This is a genomic window from Streptomyces sp. NPDC088246 (assembly GCF_044741025.1).
GTDB lineage: Bacteria > Actinomycetota > Actinomycetes > Streptomycetales > Streptomycetaceae > Streptomyces.
Window position 1 is genome coordinate 1 of sequence record NZ_JBIURV010000055.1, and the last position, 16,640, is coordinate 16,640.

The 16,640-nt window shown below is 67.6% G+C and carries 20 protein-coding genes and 4 pseudogenes; 10 read left to right on the forward strand and 14 right to left on the reverse strand.

Annotation, left to right across the window (positions count from 1 at the left end; all coding sequences use genetic code 11):
- Window positions 1–380: 380 nt before the first annotated feature.
- Genes ACIPEK_RS39195 through ACIPEK_RS39205 form a run of 3 tightly spaced genes read right to left on the reverse strand, consistent with a single transcriptional unit; the run spans window position 381 to window position 1,877 of the window.
- On the reverse strand, window positions 381–1,184 hold the full coding sequence (locus ACIPEK_RS39195; RefSeq protein WP_402006553.1) for a hypothetical protein: 804 nt from the start codon (window positions 1,182–1,184) through the stop codon (window positions 381–383).
- Window positions 1,168–1,524 (reverse strand): hypothetical protein, encoded by a 357-nt coding sequence (locus ACIPEK_RS39200; protein ID WP_402006556.1) that lies wholly within the window; start codon window positions 1,522–1,524, stop codon window positions 1,168–1,170. The genes ACIPEK_RS39195 and ACIPEK_RS39200 overlap by 17 nt, the downstream gene beginning before the upstream one ends.
- Window positions 1,524–1,877: a hypothetical protein gene (locus ACIPEK_RS39205; protein WP_402006558.1), complete on the reverse strand. Its 354-nt coding sequence runs from the start codon at window positions 1,875–1,877 to the stop codon at window positions 1,524–1,526. The genes ACIPEK_RS39200 and ACIPEK_RS39205 overlap by 1 nt, the downstream gene beginning before the upstream one ends.
- 335 nt (window positions 1,878–2,212) lie before the next feature.
- Here ACIPEK_RS39205 and ACIPEK_RS39210 point away from each other — a divergent pair.
- Window positions 2,213–2,365 (forward strand): annotated as a pseudogene (locus ACIPEK_RS39210) (IS256 family transposase); the annotation flags it as partial.
- Between the two features lie 139 nt (window positions 2,366–2,504).
- Here ACIPEK_RS39210 and ACIPEK_RS39215 read toward each other — a convergent pair.
- Window positions 2,505–2,735: a hypothetical protein gene (locus ACIPEK_RS39215; protein ID WP_402006561.1), complete on the reverse strand. Its 231-nt coding sequence runs from the start codon at window positions 2,733–2,735 to the stop codon at window positions 2,505–2,507.
- A gap of 98 nt (window positions 2,736–2,833) precedes the next feature.
- On the reverse strand, window positions 2,834–2,974 hold the full coding sequence (locus tag ACIPEK_RS39220) for a hypothetical protein (RefSeq protein ID WP_402006564.1): 141 nt from the start codon (window positions 2,972–2,974) through the stop codon (window positions 2,834–2,836).
- Between the two features lie 511 nt (window positions 2,975–3,485).
- On the opposite strand from ACIPEK_RS39220, the pseudogene ACIPEK_RS39225 reads away from it, so the two are divergent.
- Window positions 3,486–4,867: pseudogene (locus ACIPEK_RS39225) on the forward strand (IS1380 family transposase).
- 219 nt (window positions 4,868–5,086) lie between these two features.
- Window positions 5,087–5,293 carry a hypothetical protein gene (locus tag ACIPEK_RS39230; protein ID WP_402006566.1) on the forward strand — a complete coding sequence of 69 codons (207 nt, stop codon included), beginning with the start codon at window positions 5,087–5,089 and terminating at the stop codon, window positions 5,291–5,293.
- Window positions 5,294–5,335: 42 nt separating this feature from the next.
- Here ACIPEK_RS39230 and ACIPEK_RS39235 read toward each other — a convergent pair whose 3' ends face one another.
- Window positions 5,336–5,602: a hypothetical protein gene (locus ACIPEK_RS39235; protein ID WP_402006568.1), complete on the reverse strand. Its 267-nt coding sequence runs from the start codon at window positions 5,600–5,602 to the stop codon at window positions 5,336–5,338.
- A gap of 591 nt (window positions 5,603–6,193) precedes the next feature.
- Between ACIPEK_RS39235 and ACIPEK_RS39240 the strand changes: the two genes are divergently transcribed.
- Window positions 6,194–6,421, forward strand: a complete 228-nt coding sequence (locus ACIPEK_RS39240) for a hypothetical protein (RefSeq protein ID WP_402006571.1) — start codon at window positions 6,194–6,196, stop codon at window positions 6,419–6,421.
- 47 nt (window positions 6,422–6,468) lie between these two features.
- Here the strand turns inward: ACIPEK_RS39240 and ACIPEK_RS39245 are convergent, their stop codons facing one another.
- The 4 genes from ACIPEK_RS39245 to ACIPEK_RS39260 all read right to left on the reverse strand — a co-directional run bounded on the left by ACIPEK_RS39245 (window position 6,469) and on the right by ACIPEK_RS39260 (window position 8,659).
- Window positions 6,469–7,308 carry a zeta toxin family protein gene (locus ACIPEK_RS39245; protein WP_402006574.1) on the reverse strand — a complete coding sequence of 280 codons (840 nt, stop codon included), beginning with the start codon at window positions 7,306–7,308 and terminating at the stop codon, window positions 6,469–6,471.
- Window positions 7,301–7,582 carry a hypothetical protein gene (locus ACIPEK_RS39250; RefSeq protein WP_402006577.1) on the reverse strand — a complete coding sequence of 94 codons (282 nt, stop codon included), beginning with the start codon at window positions 7,580–7,582 and terminating at the stop codon, window positions 7,301–7,303. The genes ACIPEK_RS39245 and ACIPEK_RS39250 overlap by 8 nt, the downstream gene beginning before the upstream one ends.
- A gap of 89 nt (window positions 7,583–7,671) precedes the next feature.
- The gene (locus ACIPEK_RS39255; protein ID WP_402006580.1) at window positions 7,672–8,127 is read right to left on the reverse strand and encodes a hypothetical protein; all 456 of its coding nucleotides are present in this window, start codon (window positions 8,125–8,127) and stop codon (window positions 7,672–7,674) included.
- A gap of 163 nt (window positions 8,128–8,290) precedes the next feature.
- Window positions 8,291–8,659 (reverse strand): hypothetical protein, encoded by a 369-nt coding sequence (locus ACIPEK_RS39260; protein ID WP_402006583.1) that lies wholly within the window; start codon window positions 8,657–8,659, stop codon window positions 8,291–8,293.
- Here ACIPEK_RS39260 and ACIPEK_RS39265 point away from each other — a divergent pair.
- Window positions 8,652–9,047, forward strand: a pseudogene (locus tag ACIPEK_RS39265) (Tn3 family transposase); the annotation flags it as partial. The gene ACIPEK_RS39260 and the pseudogene ACIPEK_RS39265 overlap by 8 nt on opposite strands.
- A 162-nt stretch (window positions 9,048–9,209) precedes the next feature.
- Here the strand turns inward: ACIPEK_RS39265 and ACIPEK_RS39270 are convergent.
- Window positions 9,210–9,395, reverse strand: a complete 186-nt coding sequence (locus ACIPEK_RS39270; RefSeq protein WP_402006586.1) for a hypothetical protein — start codon at window positions 9,393–9,395, stop codon at window positions 9,210–9,212.
- A gap of 316 nt (window positions 9,396–9,711) precedes the next feature.
- On the opposite strand from ACIPEK_RS39270, the gene ACIPEK_RS39275 reads away from it, so the two are divergent.
- Window positions 9,712–10,479 carry a Ku protein gene (locus tag ACIPEK_RS39275; RefSeq protein WP_402006589.1) on the forward strand — a complete coding sequence of 256 codons (768 nt, stop codon included), beginning with the start codon at window positions 9,712–9,714 and terminating at the stop codon, window positions 10,477–10,479.
- A gap of 19 nt (window positions 10,480–10,498) precedes the next feature.
- Here the strand turns inward: ACIPEK_RS39275 and ACIPEK_RS39280 are convergent, their stop codons facing one another.
- From ACIPEK_RS39280 to ACIPEK_RS39290, 3 genes and pseudogenes are all read right to left on the reverse strand, one after another.
- Window positions 10,499–10,726: a DUF6207 family protein gene (locus ACIPEK_RS39280; protein ID WP_402006592.1), complete on the reverse strand. Its 228-nt coding sequence runs from the start codon at window positions 10,724–10,726 to the stop codon at window positions 10,499–10,501.
- Between the two features lie 114 nt (window positions 10,727–10,840).
- Entirely contained in the window at window positions 10,841–12,259 is a 1,419-nt protein-coding gene (locus tag ACIPEK_RS39285; RefSeq protein ID WP_402006595.1) for a pentapeptide repeat-containing protein, read from the reverse strand.
- A gap of 389 nt (window positions 12,260–12,648) precedes the next feature.
- A pseudogene (locus tag ACIPEK_RS39290) lies at window positions 12,649–12,876 on the reverse strand (hypothetical protein); the annotation flags it as partial.
- On the opposite strand from ACIPEK_RS39290, the gene ACIPEK_RS39295 reads away from it, so the two are divergent.
- From ACIPEK_RS39295 to ACIPEK_RS39310, 4 genes are read left to right on the forward strand one after another with little or no spacing between them, the layout of a single operon-like run.
- Window positions 12,840–13,106, forward strand: a complete 267-nt coding sequence (locus ACIPEK_RS39295; protein ID WP_402006598.1) for a tyrosine-type recombinase/integrase — start codon at window positions 12,840–12,842, stop codon at window positions 13,104–13,106. The pseudogene ACIPEK_RS39290 and the gene ACIPEK_RS39295 sit on opposite strands and share 37 nt — an antisense overlap.
- A complete protein-coding gene (locus ACIPEK_RS39300; protein WP_402006601.1) occupies window positions 13,106–13,447 on the forward strand; it encodes a helix-turn-helix domain-containing protein in 342 nt (113 codons plus the stop codon). The genes ACIPEK_RS39295 and ACIPEK_RS39300 overlap by 1 nt, the downstream gene beginning before the upstream one ends.
- Window positions 13,444–15,873 carry a site-specific integrase gene (locus ACIPEK_RS39305; RefSeq protein ID WP_402006604.1) on the forward strand — a complete coding sequence of 810 codons (2,430 nt, stop codon included), beginning with the start codon at window positions 13,444–13,446 and terminating at the stop codon, window positions 15,871–15,873. The genes ACIPEK_RS39300 and ACIPEK_RS39305 overlap by 4 nt, the downstream gene beginning before the upstream one ends.
- 11 nt (window positions 15,874–15,884) lie before the next feature.
- On the forward strand, window positions 15,885–16,613 hold the full coding sequence (locus tag ACIPEK_RS39310) for an SDR family oxidoreductase (protein ID WP_402006607.1): 729 nt from the start codon (window positions 15,885–15,887) through the stop codon (window positions 16,611–16,613).
- Window positions 16,614–16,640 lie beyond the last annotated feature (27 nt).

The following is a 16,640-nucleotide window of genomic DNA, read 5'->3' on the forward strand; positions in this document are numbered from 1 at the left end:
CCTTGTTCATACCGAGCAGCTGGCCTATCACCTCCCACGACGCGCCCAGGCGCTTTGTGCGGCCCACCACGGTCGGGGTCAGCTGGTCGATGCGCTCGGGCGGCCAATCATTGCCACAGTCGGCAGAAGGTTGAAAGCCACACCTGACGTCCCTGGGAAGGCCAACCGTACGAAGGGCTCGCCCGGTCCCACAGAAGAACGTAGGGAAGGTTGAGCATTTCTCATCGGAGCTTGAGTGGCTTGGGTCACTCGCGTTCGTGGGTGATGGGGTCAAGCGCCTGCAGAAAGGGACGTCGGCGGACTGCGCCCGCTGCGCTACCCGGCCACCACCGACGAGGACCTCGCCTCAGGCGCTCTCATATTCAGGGCCCGTGGATCCGTCAGGCTGTGGACACGGGCGGCCGGGCGTGCCGTCCCGTACTGCGCTGCTGCTGCCGGTGCACGACCCATCGGACCAGCGGCAGCAGCCCCAGCCACACCACCAGCATGACCGGAACGTTCGTGAAGTCGCCCACGACCAGGGCCGGAAGCGTGCACAGGGCTGCTCCGGCCGCTTCCTTGCCCCGCGTCACGAGCGTGGCGGGCAGGCCCTGCACGGCGTGGCGCCGGGCTCGGGTCAGGGCTGTGCCTCCCGCGTACAGGCCGTACGCGCCGCCGGAGAGCACCGCCAGGGCGAGCGCGCACACGAACGCCGGCTCCCCCTGTGGGGTATCGGCGGTCTCCTGGGAGATCTTGCCCTGCCGTACCGCGGTCGCGTAGTCCCGCCACAGAGTGACCGTCACGTTGTCACCGGGGCGCAGGCGCTTGAGCAGCGGCTCCGAGGCGCCCATGTCGATGCTGTGGGGCACCTGCGTCGGGCCGTTCAGGTACAGCGTGTACTGCGATGACTTGGCTTGCTCCTTGATCACTGTGCGGGTCACTGTCGCGTCGTACGAGCGCAAGCAGTCGTCGTGGGGAGAGGACAGGGCAGTGCACGGGGTCGCGGCGCGAAACGCTTTCTCGTCCTCGATCAGGTCGGGTATGGCGGCCAGCCCCGTGGCGCCGAGGAGGAGCATCGTGATGCCGAGCAGAGCTGCGCACAGTCCCCATACCCGGTGCCAGACGGTACGGCGCCGCACGGCACCCGGCTCGGGCGGCAGGCCGAGGCGGTGGCCAACGCGGCGCGGATCAGCGTGCGGCGTCATGAAGGCGTCCCCTTCCACGCTCCACCAGCGTGAGCACGGCCACGGAGACGGTGGCCGCGGCCCCCGTGGACAGCGCGTCCGCGACGTACCGGCCCAGCTCCGGCCGCAGGACGTCGACAAGGGCGAACAGCACGACAGCCCCCGCGGGGCCCGCCGCGACCGCTGCCGGCCAGGAGCGGTGGCGCGCCCAGAACCACTGCACAAGCCCCAGCCCGATGAGGGGAGCCACGGACAGCTGCGGTTCGTCGAGGGTGGCGCTCGCGGTGTATCCCAGGCCGCTGACCGCCCAGCAGACCGCGGCCACGAGTGTCGCCTCGTTCCAGGAGATGGCCCGGTCCACTACCGCCGCCGCTCATTCACGGCCCGGGTCCGACGGCGTTTCCGCCACCGGGCGGCGCAGGCCGCCGCGATCGAGCCGACCACGAGCGGCCCGGCGACCCAGCGCATCACGTTCGCCGGCCACCTCGGCTCTTCGCCTGCCATCAGGGTCACCGTCTGGACGACGAGGGAGATCCCCAGCAGAACAAAGCCGAGCCCCCAGGCGCGGACCACCCACACGGGCCCCTGGATCGGCTCCGGTGGTCGGTGAGGCCGGAACACGGCCCGCCACCCCAGCCACACGCAGTCCAGCCCCAAGGCCACGACGAGCACGTCCATGGCCCTGTCGAACACCTCGGTCACGGTCCCGAGCATCCGCGCCTCCCTCTCCTGCTTCCCGCGGATCTCAGAACGCCAAGACCGCCACCGGCTCATCATGATGACCGCCCAGACGCGCCCACTCATCCACCGAGTACGGCAGACGGCCCGCGCGACTGCTTTCCGGCACCCGGCAATGTGGATGACGAAGAGCAATGCTCAAGACCTGTGGATTGGACTCGGGAGAGGTGCCTCGCGCAACGCGGAGGGCGTACCTTCCCGAGTGATCGATTTCTGGTCATCGAGTAGGCCCGCGTTGCAGCGCGGGTCGGGAAGGCACGCCCGTGCTGAGCGTAGTCAACGAGGACGGCACCACCCCGAGCGGCTCCCTGATGGACGACATCGTCCGTGAGGGTGCCCGTCGGATGCTCGCCGCGGCCCTGGAAGCCGAAGTCAACCAGTACATAGCCGAGTTGGCGGGCGAGCGGGACGAGGCCGGTCGCCGTCTGGTGGTCCGTAACGGCCACCACCGTGAGCGGACGGTGACTAATGACGACAGCCCGGGCTTCGTACGCTTCAAGCAGCGTTTGCCTGCCGGTGTGGACAGCAACACCGTTGCGTTTGAGTCTTGAGTGGCGGGTCAAGCCCCGGTGAACTAGCAACGGGACGCCCTGATAGGGGTCGTTACTCCTCGTGCGGCATGGGTGCCGGTTCGGCCTCCTCCATGCGGCGGTCGGTCCAGTACTTCTCTACGTCGCGCTGGTCGTGCTGAACCTCGGAGGTCGATGTGCTGCCCCCGGGCTCAGGCGGAGAGGCGGGGGACTCGGACGTGTCCTGACGGAGTGCGACGACGGTGGCCACAGCCGCAGCGACGCCTGCGGTGACGACGAGGGCGCGGATGCCGGAGCGCTTCATGGGGCGACCTCCTTGGCGAGTGCGGAGCCGTACGGGAACGACGCTCACCCCGCCACGCTACTGGCTGTGCCGCGGGGTGAACACCGATCCGATGGACGTCAGGTGACGGAGCCCTGGTCGTCGAGCATCTGCTTGACGCTGTCGCCGAAGTAGGGACTCCGGTTCACGCCGGCGGAGTCGACGGTGCTCGTGACCCCGTTGGTCTGGTCCAGCCCCGAGGACTGGTCGAACTCGCGCATCCACGGGCCGCCGCTGCAGCCGCCGCCGAAGTCGCAGCCGAGCGCCAGCCTGCCGCCGGAGTCCGAGGTCCGGCCCTCGCAGTACCACTGGACCTGGCCGTTGTCCTTGTTGCCCGGGTAGCCGTTTGCGATGTGTCGGTTTCATGTCGGTGAGCTGGTGGCAGTGACGGTTGATCATGTGGGCGTCTTCTTGCAGGTCTCTGGCTTATGGCGACGGCTGGCTGCTGACACGAAGTGGTGCTTTGCGTCTCGGTGGCTGACGTGGAGCGGTGCATTTACAGGTGGCTCACTGTCATGAAGACGGTACATCGCACACCGGAAGTGACGGAGCCGTCCGTTGTCAGTGGTTGCTGGGACCCTCCCTACATGCATTCCGATTCGCTCCGCTGAGCCTCGATCCACCGAGGGGCTTGTTTCCTGTGGATGAGGAGTCAAGAAGAGGTGCCTGCTGACCTGCGATGATGGGAGTTCTGACGCTTCCAGCACGCACAATCAGCAAGGCACCTCGTAGATGCAAGTTTCCCACACTCCGGCAGCGGTCTCCGCTGTGTTCGATGACCCGAATCTGATCGCGCATGCCGGGCTGGTCCCGGTGATGCGGCTGGCCGAGCGGTGCGGCCTGTCGCGACTGGTGGCTGCGAAGGTGAAGCTGACCGGAGCGAGGAACGGTGCGGGGGCCGCGGCGGATGCCAAGGTCACCAGCATCGTGGGCGAGATGGCTGCGGGTGCGGACAGCATCGACGACCTGGACGTCCTGCGGCACGGCGCGATGCCGGCCCTGTTCGGCGGGATTCGCGCCCCGTCCACGCTGGGCACGTTCCTGCGTGCGTTCACCCACGGCCATGCGCTTCAACTCCACGCTGTGCACCGCGGGTTCCTGGCCGCGCACACTCCGTTGCTGCCCGGCGCGGACAAGCTGGCGTTCATCGACGTCGACAGCGCCCATAAGCGGGTCTACGGGCGGGCCAAGCAGAGCGCCGAGTACGGCCGGTTCAAAGGCATCCGTACTCTGCACCCCCTGCTGGCCACGGTCTGCACCCCGTACTCCAGGCCGGTGATCGCCACGGTGCGGATGCGCCGCGGGAAGGCCGCCGACTCCCGGGGCGCCCCGAAGTTCGTGGCCGAGGCCCTGTCCACCGCCGCCGAGGCCGGCTGCACCAGTACCGGATCCTGCGAGCGGACTCGCAGTTCTACAACGCCGGGGTGATCGCCGCCTGCCGCCGGGCCGGAGCGCACTTCTCCATCACCACCGGCATGAACCCCTCCATCAAACGGGCCGTCCACGGCATTCCCGAGGATGCCTGGCAGCAGATCAGTTACCCGACCGCGGTGCCCGACCCCGAAACCGGTGAGCTCATCTCGGACGCCGAAGTTGCCGAGATACCCCAGTACACCGCCTTCACGAGCCGGGAGAAGAGTGAGCGGGTCACTGCCCGGCTGATCGTGCGCCGGGTCCGTGACCTGGCCAAAGCCGCCGTCATGGATGAGCAGGGCGAACTGTTCCCCGTCTGGCGCTACCACCCCTTCTTCACCGACCGGCCCACCGAAACCCTGCAGACCGAGCGGGAACACCGCCACCACGCCGTGGTCGAGCAGGTCATCGCCGACAGCAAAGCCGGCGCCCTGGCCCACCTGCCCTCCGGACACTTCCACGCCAACGCCGCCTGGCTGACCTTGTGGGCGATGACCTACAACCTGCTGCGGGCCACCGGCGCACTGACCTCGCCCTTCCATACCAAGGCCACCACCGCCACCCCCCGCACCCACCTGGTCCAGGTCCCGGCCCGGATCGCCCGCTCCGCACGACGCATCACCCTGCACCTGCCACACAACTGGCCCTGGCAACACGCCTGGACACACCTCTTCGACACCGTCCACGGCCCACCCGGCTGACACGAACAGCCCCTGACCACCCCGCCCACCAGGGCCCGACCGGAACCGAACCCGTGGAAAAGCTGGGCAGACCAGCGGACACAACCTGCCCTCACCCGGCCACCCGACCCAAAGCCGATCAAAAGACCACTCTCAAACCACCTCGGCGGATCGAGGCTAAGCACCAGCCCCTACCTGATCGTCAGTCCTCTCACCGCACTGCACATCGATCGTCCAGCCGTGGGAATCGCCAACTTCTCAACGCTCCGCGACCGCATCGGCATCAACTTCACCCAGCTCCGACAGGACCGGCTCCTGGACGAAGCGCGGGAGACCGCCGACCCGGTCAGGCTGATGCGCTTGTTCGGGATCACCTCCTACACCGCGATCCACTACGTCCGCACCGCCCACCCCGAACGCTTCACGATCGACCCCACCCAGGCATAGGCTCCGTCAACTTCGGTGCTGGTGGCGAACTGACCGAGATCGTTAAGGCCTGAGCTTGTTCAGCTGAGGATCGAAGCAGACCAGGTCCATGGACCGCGCAAGGTCAGCTGCGAAGGCGGAGGCCTCCTCAGCCATACTCCAGCGCATCGGGAAGTAGATCAGTGAGCCACGGGCTTCGCCGATCAAGGGACCAGTTGACCACGGCGAGGTGTCGTCGTCGTCTTCGGTGAGGTCGCACCAGCGCTCAAGGAGTCCGGCGACATAGTCCCTGATGCGCTCGGTCGGAGGCTCGTCAGTCTCCGTCTCCATGAGGCGATCGTAAAGGTCGTTAAAGACCCGTCCAGCGGTCTTGTCGTCTGCTGGACGTTCGCCTTCCCATACAGCCAAGTCGTAACTCATGCCCGCGAGGCTTTCACAGAGCACTGACACCAGCAGAGCCGGGCGAACCCGCGTGCCTCCTCGGGTGTTGTCCACCCACCGCCAGCGCGTTCCCGACCCGGTGGCCTTCAGATTCTGTGAACCCGCTGGTTTCGTGCTGCAGGTCGTGTGGTGCCCCTTGATCCACAATGACGAGGCCGGGACTGCGCTGCCCAAGGTGTACTGGCGTAGCGAGCAGACAGCCGCAGCGGGTCGGGTGCTGTCGGACCCGCCGCTGCCGTACGAGTACGAAGAGGAGTTCGTGCCCGGATCCTGCACGGTGACGCCGACGCGAGTGGTGGAGTACCCGAATGGGGACCTGCCGGGTGGTCTGGCCCAGAGCCTGAGCCAACGGTTCGATGAGATCGAGGAGGTGTTCGGCTTCTCGTACTCCGAGATGGCCGTCACCGTCCAAAGTAAGGTCGGCGGGTCCCGGGTTGGCTCCAGCAGCCCAATTGGCCGGACTGCCGCTGCGGCCGGCGCATGGACCACCTTCTCAGCATCACCGCCTCGGAACCGGTCGAAGGGCGCTGGTTCCCGCTCGACGAACAGGGACCAGAGAGCTCAGACCCCAGCAAGTGGACCGAGACGGACCACGTGGTCGTCGACAGCCTCGGCCACGGGATGGACATGGGCGATCTCGGCGGCGTGTACCTCTTCGTCTGCCCCGAGTGCCCGGACATGCCGTACGCACACCGCTACGACTGCTGAGCAGCCTCCGCTCGGGAAACGATCAGTAGGCAGGTGGGAAGCGATTTTCAGCGGTTCGGCACGCCGCTGGTCAGGCCCTCTCGTGAACACCCCTTCGTCCACCAGGCCCTCCCCGGCGAAGGTGACAATGACCTGCTGGTAGCGGCTGAGCCAACTCTGCGCATCGGCGGCCGGCAGCGGAAGAGCCCGCTCACGCTGGAGGGCCTGGATTGCGGGGCTGACCTCCACCGACCGTCGGGGGAGCGTTCATTGACGTAGAGGTCGGCGCCTGTGCGGTTCGTGATGGTGATCCGCTGAACTATCGCACTCGCCTCTGCCGCGGCCACGGTCTCCGGCATCATTCGATACGACAGGTACTGCAGTGCTGGAGGCGTCCACCGGCCGGGCAGTCCGGTGCCGGGAGTGAGGAACCGGTGCAGCGCATCAAGGCGGCTGATTTCCTCCCGCACACCGAGGGCAACGATCTCCACCCGGAATCCGGCGACCGCAAAACGTTCGGCCGTGCTGATCGTCATCTCCGGATCACGGAAGACGCCTTCGAGTACCAGGCTGTAGCGGTTCTTGAGCGCGTAGTCGATGCTCATGCGTACCCAGGGACCGGAAGCCTGCGCGAACGTCTGTGGCCCCTCCCGGCGCAGCTCGTCGTACTCGGGGTGAAGAGAACGAAGCTCATCACCGGTCAGCGGCACCAGGTCGGCACCCTCGTAGCGCCGCTGAGTTGCCTGCATCGCCTGCGACTTGCCGGCCGCCGGCTGAGCGCCAAGAAGCACCAGAACCGGCTGGTCCGGCTGGGGCTGGTATCCATCGAAGACATAGCGCCGGACCGTGCGGTCGAACTCGGCCTGCAGCTGCTCCTCGGTCAAGAAGTACTTGCTCGCCTCAGCCACGCTCGGACGACTCCAGTTCCTCGCTCTCTCGCGTCCATCGGGCGATGTGCGCGATGAGCTGATCCCGATCGTGGGCCGGTACGGCACGGCGCGCGTCGCGCAGCGCCATCACCTTGTCCCACCACTCCTCACGCTCCTCGGCGGTCGCTGCGCCCTTCGAGCGGCCGTTGTAGAGGCCGGTGAGCGTGGTGGCCGTCTCCGAGAACTCGTCGAAGACCATGGCCGTTGGCACGTCCTGGTAGGGGTCGGCCGGAGGCTTGGCATGGTTGGTCATTCACTTCTCCTCATGTGTCGTTCGGCCGCCCCACGAGGTGAGGGGCGACAACGGGGCCGTACAGACCTACACGGAGCCCAGACTCAAGGTCAGCTCGTCAGACCACGCCACCAGTCAGCAACCTGGGGATCCATCCGGTAGAGCATCTCGGACTTGCCACTGTTGCCGTTGTAGCTGCCCTGCCAGTTCTCGATCGGCCACCGTTTCTCCCCGAACAGTTCCGCTGCAACACGGCTCAGGCGTGCGTGTTCGTTGCGTTGCTGACGTTCATCGAGCCCTGAGCGCTCAAGGACTTCGGTAAACGTGACAGTCTCGCCGGTGCGTTCGACAGCGACTTCGAACAGGGCACGCACCCCTGCCAGGTGCCGGACTCGCCCCCACAGCAGACTGACCTGCTCTCGCGTCCAGAGCCCCTGCCGGGGGATGTTCACCGAGAACGCCGTGCCGTCGATGTCGGCAAGCAACCCCGTGAGCTTCTTCTGAACGGCCTCAACGTCCGCAAGCGCACCAACGACGGCGGCTCGCAGTACCTCTCGATCCATCATCCCTCCAAAGTCGTACACGACTTCATACGAACCTACCGAGTCGTGCACGAGGCCACAAGGGGTTCACGCTCGCTTCTACCGGACGGCCAATGGGCCCGCGCCGCGGCTTCTCAGCTGCCGCGCTCGGCCTGGGCCGCCCGTACGCTTGCCTCCAGCGCGGACATCAGGTCCACCGTTGGTGCCGCCTCCGGCGGCTCGGCCAGCTCGGCGCCGCCCTTGACCCACAGGGGGAGGGTGCGGTGGCCTCGGTCGTAGCCGAGCTGGCGGCGTCCAGGGCCAGGATCTCGTCCACGCGCGGCCCCATCAGGTACAGCAGCTTCACGAGTGCCTCGGCACGCGGGGACCAGGCGGTCGCGATCGTGATGAGCTTCGCGGTCTCGTCCTCGGTCAGGCCCTCGGTCGGTGACTCGTCCGGGTCGACGACCGGGCGCAGCACGGCCTCGAAGGGATCGGCCTCGGTGGCGCGGGTCCGTACGGCGTAGACGTAGAAGCTGGAGCAGGCCGAGAGCAGGTTCGCCCGGGTGGACGACACCTACCGCCGGCAGATGAACCGCCAGCTCACCGTGCAAGAGTCCCGCCACAAGCTCGCCCGCGACGTGTGCCACGGCAAGCGCGGCACCATCCACCAGGCGTACCGGGACGGGATGGAAGACCAGCTCGGCGCGCTCGGCCTGGTCCTCAACGCCATCGTGCTCTGGACGACCCGCTACATCGACGCCGCCGTCGCCCAGCTGAAGGCCGAGGGCCACGAGATACGGGACGAGGACATCGCCCGGCTCTCCCCGCTCAAGCACCGCAACCTGAACCTGCTCGGCCGCTACAGCTTCACGGCCTCGACCCCGGCCGCCGGCGCCCTGCGCCCGCTGCGCGACCCGGAGGCGTCGGAGCTGGACGAAGACGACGACGGCGGGCAGGAGTGAGTATCAGGAGCCGATCGGATCAATCCGTGACGGGCAGGCACTCGGCGAGCAGAGCGACGACGTCACGCCAGGACGGCATGGTCCTGTAGGGCGAGCGCTGCAGCTTCGGTCGACATCACTCGTCCATGATTCCCTTCAGGGTGCGTCGCGGTCGAGCCGGTTTCAGCGGAGGTGCTGTTCAGCGGCCTGTTCCAGCAGGGCTCGTGCGGATTCCGCGTAGCGCATCGCGGTCTTCTCGTCGAGGCCGAACACCTCGGCGAGGTGGAGCGGGTCGGGGCCGTGGGCCAGGGCCTCTTCGAGTTGGCGGTCGACGCGGAGCCGTTCCAGCGTCGCGTCCTGCCCGCGCATCGCAGCGCTCGGGGGAGTCGCGAGGGCAGGCGGTGGTGACGCTCACCGACACGGCGAGGAGTCTGCGGGGCCTCGGCTGGTGAGTGGGGAGGCTGCTGCGCGACGCGCGAACCCATCACCGGTGAGCCGTGATCCCCACCGCTCCCCAATCCTTCCCGCGCCCCGGGCGGCATCGGGACCGTAGGGCCCCGCCTTGCGTCTCCACCTGGGCGCTCGAACAGCGAGGGCCCGCGCCTCCGTGAGGCGCCGGATTCGGCCGAGGCCAGACGCGCGGTTCGGGGATGCGTCTCGGCCGTCAGCCGTCGACGCTGGGAGCATGAGGGCTACATGGTCCGGCGTCATCCAGTTCGGGATGGTCGCGCTACCCGTCCAGCTGTTCGCCGCCACCGAAGAGCACCGGGTGCAGCTCCACGAGATTCATACCACCGACTTCGGCCGGGTCGAGCATCGGCGCTTCTGCCGGGTCGAGGGCCGGGAAATCCCGTACGAGGAAGTCGGGCGGGGCTTCGCGATGCCCGACGGCAATGTGGTGTCGCTGACGGATGACGATCTGGCCCACCTTCCGCTGCCGACCAAGCGTGTCATCGAGGTACTCGACTTCGTCCCGGGCCAGGACATCGACCCCATCAGCTACGGCAAGCCGTACTTCGCGGGGCCCAACGGTCCTGGGGCCGACCGACCGTACGTCCTGCTCGTCGAAGCCCTCGCCCGGACCGGATTCGTGGGCGTTTCCAAGATCGCCATCAGGAGCCGGGAGCGGCTGGCGCTGCTGCGTCCACGGCATGGCGTGCTCGTTGTCCAGACCCTGCTCTGGGCCGACGAGCTGCGTGACCCCGGTGATCTCGCTCCGTCCGCGCCCGTCACAGACCGGGAGCTCGAACTCGCTGAGACGTTGATCGGATCACTGCCCGGCATCGAGGAGAGCGAGCTGCAGGATGGGTACGGGCACGCCCTGGAGCAGCTGGTCACGGCGAAACTCAGCGGCGGCGAGCTGGTCGAGCCCGTGGGGCCGGCGGCGCCGGTGGATCTGTTGGCGGCGCTGGAGGAGAGCGTCCAGGCGGCCCGTGCGGGGCGAGGGGATTGAGCACGTAGCGGCCCGGGAGTCAGTCCGGCGCCGCAGCGCCCTCGGACCCAACGCGGCGGATATCTGCATACAGCCTCGCCGTCACCCCAGGCTCGCCAGGTACACGGCGAACCCGGCCACCGCCCGACGTTGCCCAGCGCCGAACGAGCGCATTGATCGCGGCCTGGACGGTCTCTTCGTCCGCCGCGGTGAGGTCGACGACCAGCAGGTCCGGTTCCGAGACGTGAAGAGGGGCGATCTGTTCCATGACCGGGCCGACGCTCCGACGATGGCAGGCAGTTCGCTGCTGGTTGCAGTTCCCCCCGTACGAGCACTCCAGAGGCAGGTGGGGGCGCAACCGACCGTTTTGGCCTCCCCCTCTCTATGGATTCACGGGCAGCCAAGCTGGGGGAAGGATGACCGACCCAGGAGGAGAAGTGCTGAAGGCAGTGAGAAGCCCAATGGGGACCGGGCCCGTTGTGTCGCGGAAGGCCACCGTGCTGCCGGAGAACGTCACGCCGTGGAAGATCACCTCGCTGTCGGAGAACGCCGCTGCGCGGAACGACACCTCGCCGCCGGAGAACGTCGCCTCGTTGAAGGGCACCAAGCCGCCGCGGAACGTCGTGTCGCGGAACGACACCGTTCCACCGAAGAACGCCGCTCTGTAGAACGACACCTCGCCGCCAGAGAACGTCGCGTGCTCGAAGGACATCTCGCCGTCACGGAACGACGCTTCGTGAAACGACACCTCGCCGCTGGCGAACGCCGCGTGCTCGAAGAACACATGACTGCCGGAGAACGTCGCGTGCATAAAGGACACGTCGCTGCCGGAGAACGCCGCGGCGTGGAATGACACCCCGTGGTCTGCGAACGTCGCTCCGCTGAAGGACACTGTGCCGCCGGAGAAGGCGACCCTAGCGAACGACACCACGCTGCCGGAGAAGGTCGCTGGGCCGAACAACACCACGCTGCCGGAGAACGTCGCATCGTCGAAGGACACCATGCCCCCGGAGAACACCGCTCTGTGGAACGACACCTCGCCGCCGGAGAACGTCGCCTCGTTGAAAGACACCATGCCGTCGGAGAACGTGGCACCGCCGAAGGACACCGTGCCGCCGGAGAACGTCGCCCCTCGCAAGTCCAGGTTGCTGTCGATGGTGACGCCGGTGAGGTCGAGATCGCAGCCCTGCCAGGAGCGATGGGTTCCACGAGGGCGTCGGTAGTGGTCGCCGATGAGGCGCAGGATTGTGTGCCGGACCTTGCGGAAAGCCAGGTACTGGTGGTGTTCCTCCTGGTGGGTCGGGTCGTCGCCGGGGTCGGGGGTGAAGGGGAGCTGGAGGTAGGCGCACAGGACGTCGATGCAGGTCTGCCGCAGGCTGTCGTCGGGGGCGTCGTCGGCAAGACCGGCCAGGGCATGGACGCCCCCGAGCCGGACGGCCGGGGAGTCCGAGCCGAGCTTGTCGACCGCCTGAGAGAAGCGTTCGGTGTGGAGCCGGGTGGCTTCGCGGTGGGCGCCAGCCTCGTCGACGCGCTGACGGCGGTAGGCGACGACCAGGGCGACGAGCGCGCCGGCCCCAGCGACCACTCCGAAGGAGAGCTTCACCAGGTCGAAGAGCGTCGCGGCGTCGAGCTTCTTGGTGTTGTCGATCTCCTGGAAGTCCAGCAGGTACACCAAGCCGTAGAAGACGCTGCCCGCTGCCAGAACTGCGACAGCGAAGGCGACCGTGAGGGCCCGGCCAACCTTCCACAGTCGTAGCTCCCGGTCGTTCGGGGTGGATCGCGGCCTTCCGTTGGCTGTCATGAAGGTGGAGACAGGTGTCGGAGATCAGCGGTTGCAGTTGGCACCCGTGGGGGGCGATTGGGTCAGGGGCCACGAGCGACCGAATCCGCCTCCCCGGTTGAACGGATCGCCGGTCTCGGGCTGCTGTGCACCCTCGATCTCGGCAACGACCCGTTTTCTCGCCTCCGCGAACAAGTCAACGAGTCGGGGACTCTCCGGTTCAACGCGGCCCAACCGGACAAGATCAGGTGCCCATGGACGCTAACTGCTAGTAATTGCTTCAGTACAGACGGGCCATCAGGTGTCATCCGTGGCGCATTTCGTGTGACGCCGACGGGTTCCGGATTGGCGTTAGCGCCGCCTGCCACCTCAGGATGTGCGGGGGAGTGCTCGGAAGGGCGCCGGGGTGGTCAGGGGACGTCGCCCTCCCAGACCCACGGCCCGTCAGGACGGCTGAACGTCGGCCCGTACGAGGTTCTCCCGCCCGGCCCGTAGGCGCTGTGAGTGGTGATCAGGTGTGTGCGCCGGTGGTGATCTCTTCCTCCGTCCAGCGGCCCGCCAACGAGTTCGCGGTAGCTGTGCGCAGGCTGCGGTCCGGTGGGTGCGTCGTGCTCGGTGCCGGTTCGTCGCCTACCGCGACGCGCTGAAGCTCCCGAAGGCGCTGACCGTCCACTCCGCTCGCCACTCCTACGTCACCCACCTCACAGAGAACGGGGTTGACCGCCGGTTTCTCCAGCAGCAAGTCGGTCACGAGAATGACAGCTCCACCGCTATCTACACCCACGTCAGCGACGACTTCATGAACACCATGCTCCACAGGGCACTTGCGCCCGCGCTCGCCCCGTTCCCCGCAGACAAGGACCGCTGATGGCCGCGAAGCTCGACTACCACTGGCACTTGCGCAAGATCATGGCCGACCGAGGGCTCTTCTCCACCACCGACCTCATCCCGCTACTGGACAAACGGGGCATCACCCTGTCGTCCAGCCAGGTCTACCGGCTCGTCGTCGAGCGCCCCGAGCGGCTCAGCCTGAAAATCCTCATGGCCCTGCTCGACATCCTCAACTGCACCATGGACGACCTCATCGAGCCGACCGCCGCGGCGGGTGCCGGAACCGCTACCCGAACAAAGAAGGCTGTCGGTGCCGAGGCAGGCGTCGGTGACCTGCGACCCAAGCGAGCCCGCATCAGCGGTTTCGAGCGGCCGTGACCGCACCCGGGCACCCCGAGCGGGCCGTCTCCGACCCGATCGGGCTCATTGCGGACCTGGTCGCGGCCATCGAACATCAGCTGGAGCCGGACCGGATCCGTGCCGTGGTCGCCAGCGTCGCGGGCGGACGCTCGAAGTCACGCCTCCTCGCGGCACATCTCACTGAGCATCCCCGCGTTCTGAACGACGGCCGCTCGCCGGCGCCCAGGGCCGTCGGCGACCTGCTCATCGCCCTGCGTGAGGCCGGGGCCCAGAGGGTCTCGCCGCCGTGTTACGCCGAATGCGGCAGGCAGATACGAACGCTCCAGCGCCGCGGCAACGACTGGTACTGCTGGAACTGCGGGCAGCCACAGCCCGAGCCGTGTGCTGCCTGCGGAAACACCCGCCGGGTCACTTCACGCGACCGGACCGGGCGGCCACGATGCGCCAAGTGCCCGGACGACGACGGACGTGACCCCATCGCAGCGATCGGCGCCCTGATCGCTGAACTGGATCCGCAGGCCGAACGGGAGACGGTCTCCGACGCGGTCCGTCGATCGGCACCTCGTCCCTCCTACCAGAGGAAACTTGCCTGGTCCCTGGAATCCCATCCAGCTCTGCTGACCGGCGACGGCCACCTCGCACCCCACCGCGCGATCCTCAAGCTGATCGACCTGCTGCACGAGGCCGGCATCGCCGGGATCGTCCGGCCGTCCTGCCCCGGCTGCCACAGAGTCGTACGCATCGACAAGCCTCTGGACGGAAAGCGGGTCTGCCGCATGTGCATCTCCCACTCCCGCACCGAGGAGTGCTCGGGATGCGGAGCCCGCCGAGAGCCCGCCACCAGCGACGACCAAGGCCGGCCAGTGTGTCCGAACTGCCTGGTCAGCGACCCGGCGAACCTGGAGACCTGCATCAACTGCGGCCGACGAAGGGTCGTGAACACCCGCACACCGGACGGCCCGCTCTGCCAAAGCTGCCCCTCCTTGTCCACCGCGACTTGCAGTATCTGCGACGCGGAGAAACCCTGCGGCACCTCCCGGACTACGGGTCGGCCATGGTGCCTGGACTGCCAACGTCACTCCGCGCCGTGCTCAGCCTGCGGCGGCGTCGCGGCGGTCGTCTCCGGAACTCTCGACCAGCCCCTTTGCCTGGCCTGCACCGCGCCTGAGGTCTGGCACACCTGCCCCACCTGCAGCGATCCCGACTACCCGCACCCCGGCCAGTGCGCTCGTTGTCTCATCAATCGGCGCCTCAACGAGCTCCTGGGCCCTCCGTCCGATGCCCTCCACCCCGGTCTCCAAGCCCTGCGGAACAACATCGCCACCACCGAGCACCCACTCACCGCCACGCGGTGGCTGAACAAGCCGTCCGTGTCTCCGGTCCTGGCCGACCTCGCGGCCGGCAGACGAGCCCTGACTCACGAGGCCCTCGACGAGCTGCCCGGCAGCCCGCCCCTCGCCCACCTCCGCCAAGTCCTCGTCGGCGTCGGTGCCCTGCCCGAGCGGGACGAGTACATGGTCCGCCTCGAACGCTTCCTCACCGGCCTCCTCGCACCCCAGCCGGACCCCGAACAACGCAAAGTTCTACACCGGTACGCGATCTGGCATCTGGTCCGGCGGCTTCGCCGACGCAGCAACGGCCGCCCCATCACCCCGCAGCAGTTCAACTCCGCACGTCAACGCACCCACGCGGCCGTCGCCTTCCTTACCTGGCTGACAGCCCACGACCTCACCCTGGCTACCTGCCAGCAAGCCGACCTCGACCGCTGGCTCACCGACGACTCCGCGACCTACCGCCACACAGCCGGGCACTTCATCCGCTGGGCTCGCACCAACAAGTTCACCACCGTCCACGTCCCCGCCATCCGCTGGAACGGCCCCACCCAGCCACTCGATGACGAGCACCGGTGGAACGTCGCACGCCGACTCCTGCACGACGACACCCTCAAGCCCGAAGACCGCCTCGCCGGGCTACTGCTCCTCCTCTATGCCCAAGGACCCTCAGCGATCCACCGGTTGACCACCGAGGACATCGAGGTCGGCGCCCAGGCAGTACGTCTCCATCTCGGCGATGCACCCGTCCAGCTGCCCGAGCCCGTCGCCGCACTGGCCCGCACCGTCGCCGCGAACCGCAAGGGCCACGCGACCATCGGCGCCCTGGCCCCCTCACCCTGGCTCTTCCCCGGCGGCCAGCCCGGACGCCCGATCAGCACCACACAGCTGACCCAGCGGCTGAACCAGCTCGGGATCCGGCCCAACCAGGCCCGCAGCACCGCACTCTTCCAGCTCGCCACCGAGATCCCCGCCGCGATCCTCGCCCGCACCCTGGGCATCCACACCGACGTCGCCGTCGCCTGGCAACGGCTCTCCGCAGGCGACTGGGCCACCTACGCCGCCGAGGTCAGCCGCCGCGCTTCACCGCAACAACAGCCGGTCCACGAATAAGGAGCAAAATCATGAGATTCGACAACCACCACGTTGTCATCACTGCTGCCGGCCGCGACTTCGGGCGAACTCTGGCCATCCGGCTCGCAGACCTCGGCGCCGAGATCTTCCTGTCCGCACGCAGCCTCGCTGCCGCTGAGCGTGTCCGCGATGAGATCCGAGACCGAGGCCACCAGCGGATCCATGCCTACGCCTGCAACCTGACGGATCCCGCCTCAATCAGCGACTTCGCTTCCAGCGTCGCCCAGCACACCGACCGCGTCGACATCCTGATCAACAACGGCTCGCGCTACCTCGAAGGGCCGGATCTCCAGGGAGTATCCGACGCCGATATCGTCGACACCATTGCATCCGGCGCCACGGGCACGGTCCTGACCGTGAAGAACTTCCTCCCGCTCCTGCTCAACTCGGACAAGCCGGACGTGGTGACGATGGTCTCCGCCTGCGGAACGGCCGGACATCACCGCTCGGACGCACACGCCGCCTTCTATGCAGCCAAGAGCGCACAGGCCGGGTTCACCGAGATCCTCTCCAAGCGCCTACGGCCCCAAGGTGTCCGGATGATATCGCTCTACCCGCCCGACTTCGACAACACCGACCCGCTCTCCGAGGAGTGGGAGACCACCCCGCGCGAGGCCAAGGATCCCCTCACCGGTCAGTCACTCGTGGACTGCATCCTCTTCGCAGTCGCCCAGCCCCGAGACTGCTTCATCAAGGCGTTCCACTTCGAACAGGTCTGAGCGCTCGCATACTCAAGCAAGGCTGAC

Excerpts from the sequence above, each read along its gene's own strand:
- ACIPEK_RS39195 (WP_402006553.1), bottom strand. The coding sequence starts at position 1,184 with ATGACGCCGCACGCTGATCCGCGCCGCGTTGGCCACCGCCTCGGCCTG.
- ACIPEK_RS39205 (WP_402006558.1), bottom strand. The coding sequence starts at position 1,877 with ATGCTCGGGACCGTGACCGAGGTGTTCGACAGGGCCATGGACGTGCTC.
- ACIPEK_RS39215 (WP_402006561.1), bottom strand. The coding sequence starts at position 2,735 with ATGAAGCGCTCCGGCATCCGCGCCCTCGTCGTCACCGCAGGCGTCGCT.
- ACIPEK_RS39220 (WP_402006564.1), bottom strand. The coding sequence starts at position 2,974 with ATGCGCGAGTTCGACCAGTCCTCGGGGCTGGACCAGACCAACGGGGTC.
- ACIPEK_RS39235 (WP_402006568.1), bottom strand. The coding sequence starts at position 5,602 with ATGGAGACGGAGACTGACGAGCCTCCGACCGAGCGCATCAGGGACTAT.
- ACIPEK_RS39240 (WP_402006571.1), top strand. The coding sequence starts at position 6,194 with ATGGACCACCTTCTCAGCATCACCGCCTCGGAACCGGTCGAAGGGCGC.
- ACIPEK_RS39250 (WP_402006577.1), bottom strand. The coding sequence starts at position 7,582 with ATGACCAACCATGCCAAGCCTCCGGCCGACCCCTACCAGGACGTGCCA.
- ACIPEK_RS39255 (WP_402006580.1), bottom strand. The coding sequence starts at position 8,127 with ATGATGGATCGAGAGGTACTGCGAGCCGCCGTCGTTGGTGCGCTTGCG.
- ACIPEK_RS39270 (WP_402006586.1), bottom strand. The coding sequence starts at position 9,395 with ATGCGCGGGCAGGACGCGACGCTGGAACGGCTCCGCGTCGACCGCCAA.
- ACIPEK_RS39275 (WP_402006589.1), top strand. The coding sequence starts at position 9,712 with ATGAGGGCTACATGGTCCGGCGTCATCCAGTTCGGGATGGTCGCGCTA.
- ACIPEK_RS39280 (WP_402006592.1), bottom strand. The coding sequence starts at position 10,726 with ATGGAACAGATCGCCCCTCTTCACGTCTCGGAACCGGACCTGCTGGTC.
- ACIPEK_RS39285 (WP_402006595.1), bottom strand. The coding sequence starts at position 12,259 with ATGACAGCCAACGGAAGGCCGCGATCCACCCCGAACGACCGGGAGCTA.
- ACIPEK_RS39300 (WP_402006601.1), top strand. The coding sequence starts at position 13,106 with ATGGCCGCGAAGCTCGACTACCACTGGCACTTGCGCAAGATCATGGCC.
- ACIPEK_RS39310 (WP_402006607.1), top strand. The coding sequence starts at position 15,885 with ATGAGATTCGACAACCACCACGTTGTCATCACTGCTGCCGGCCGCGAC.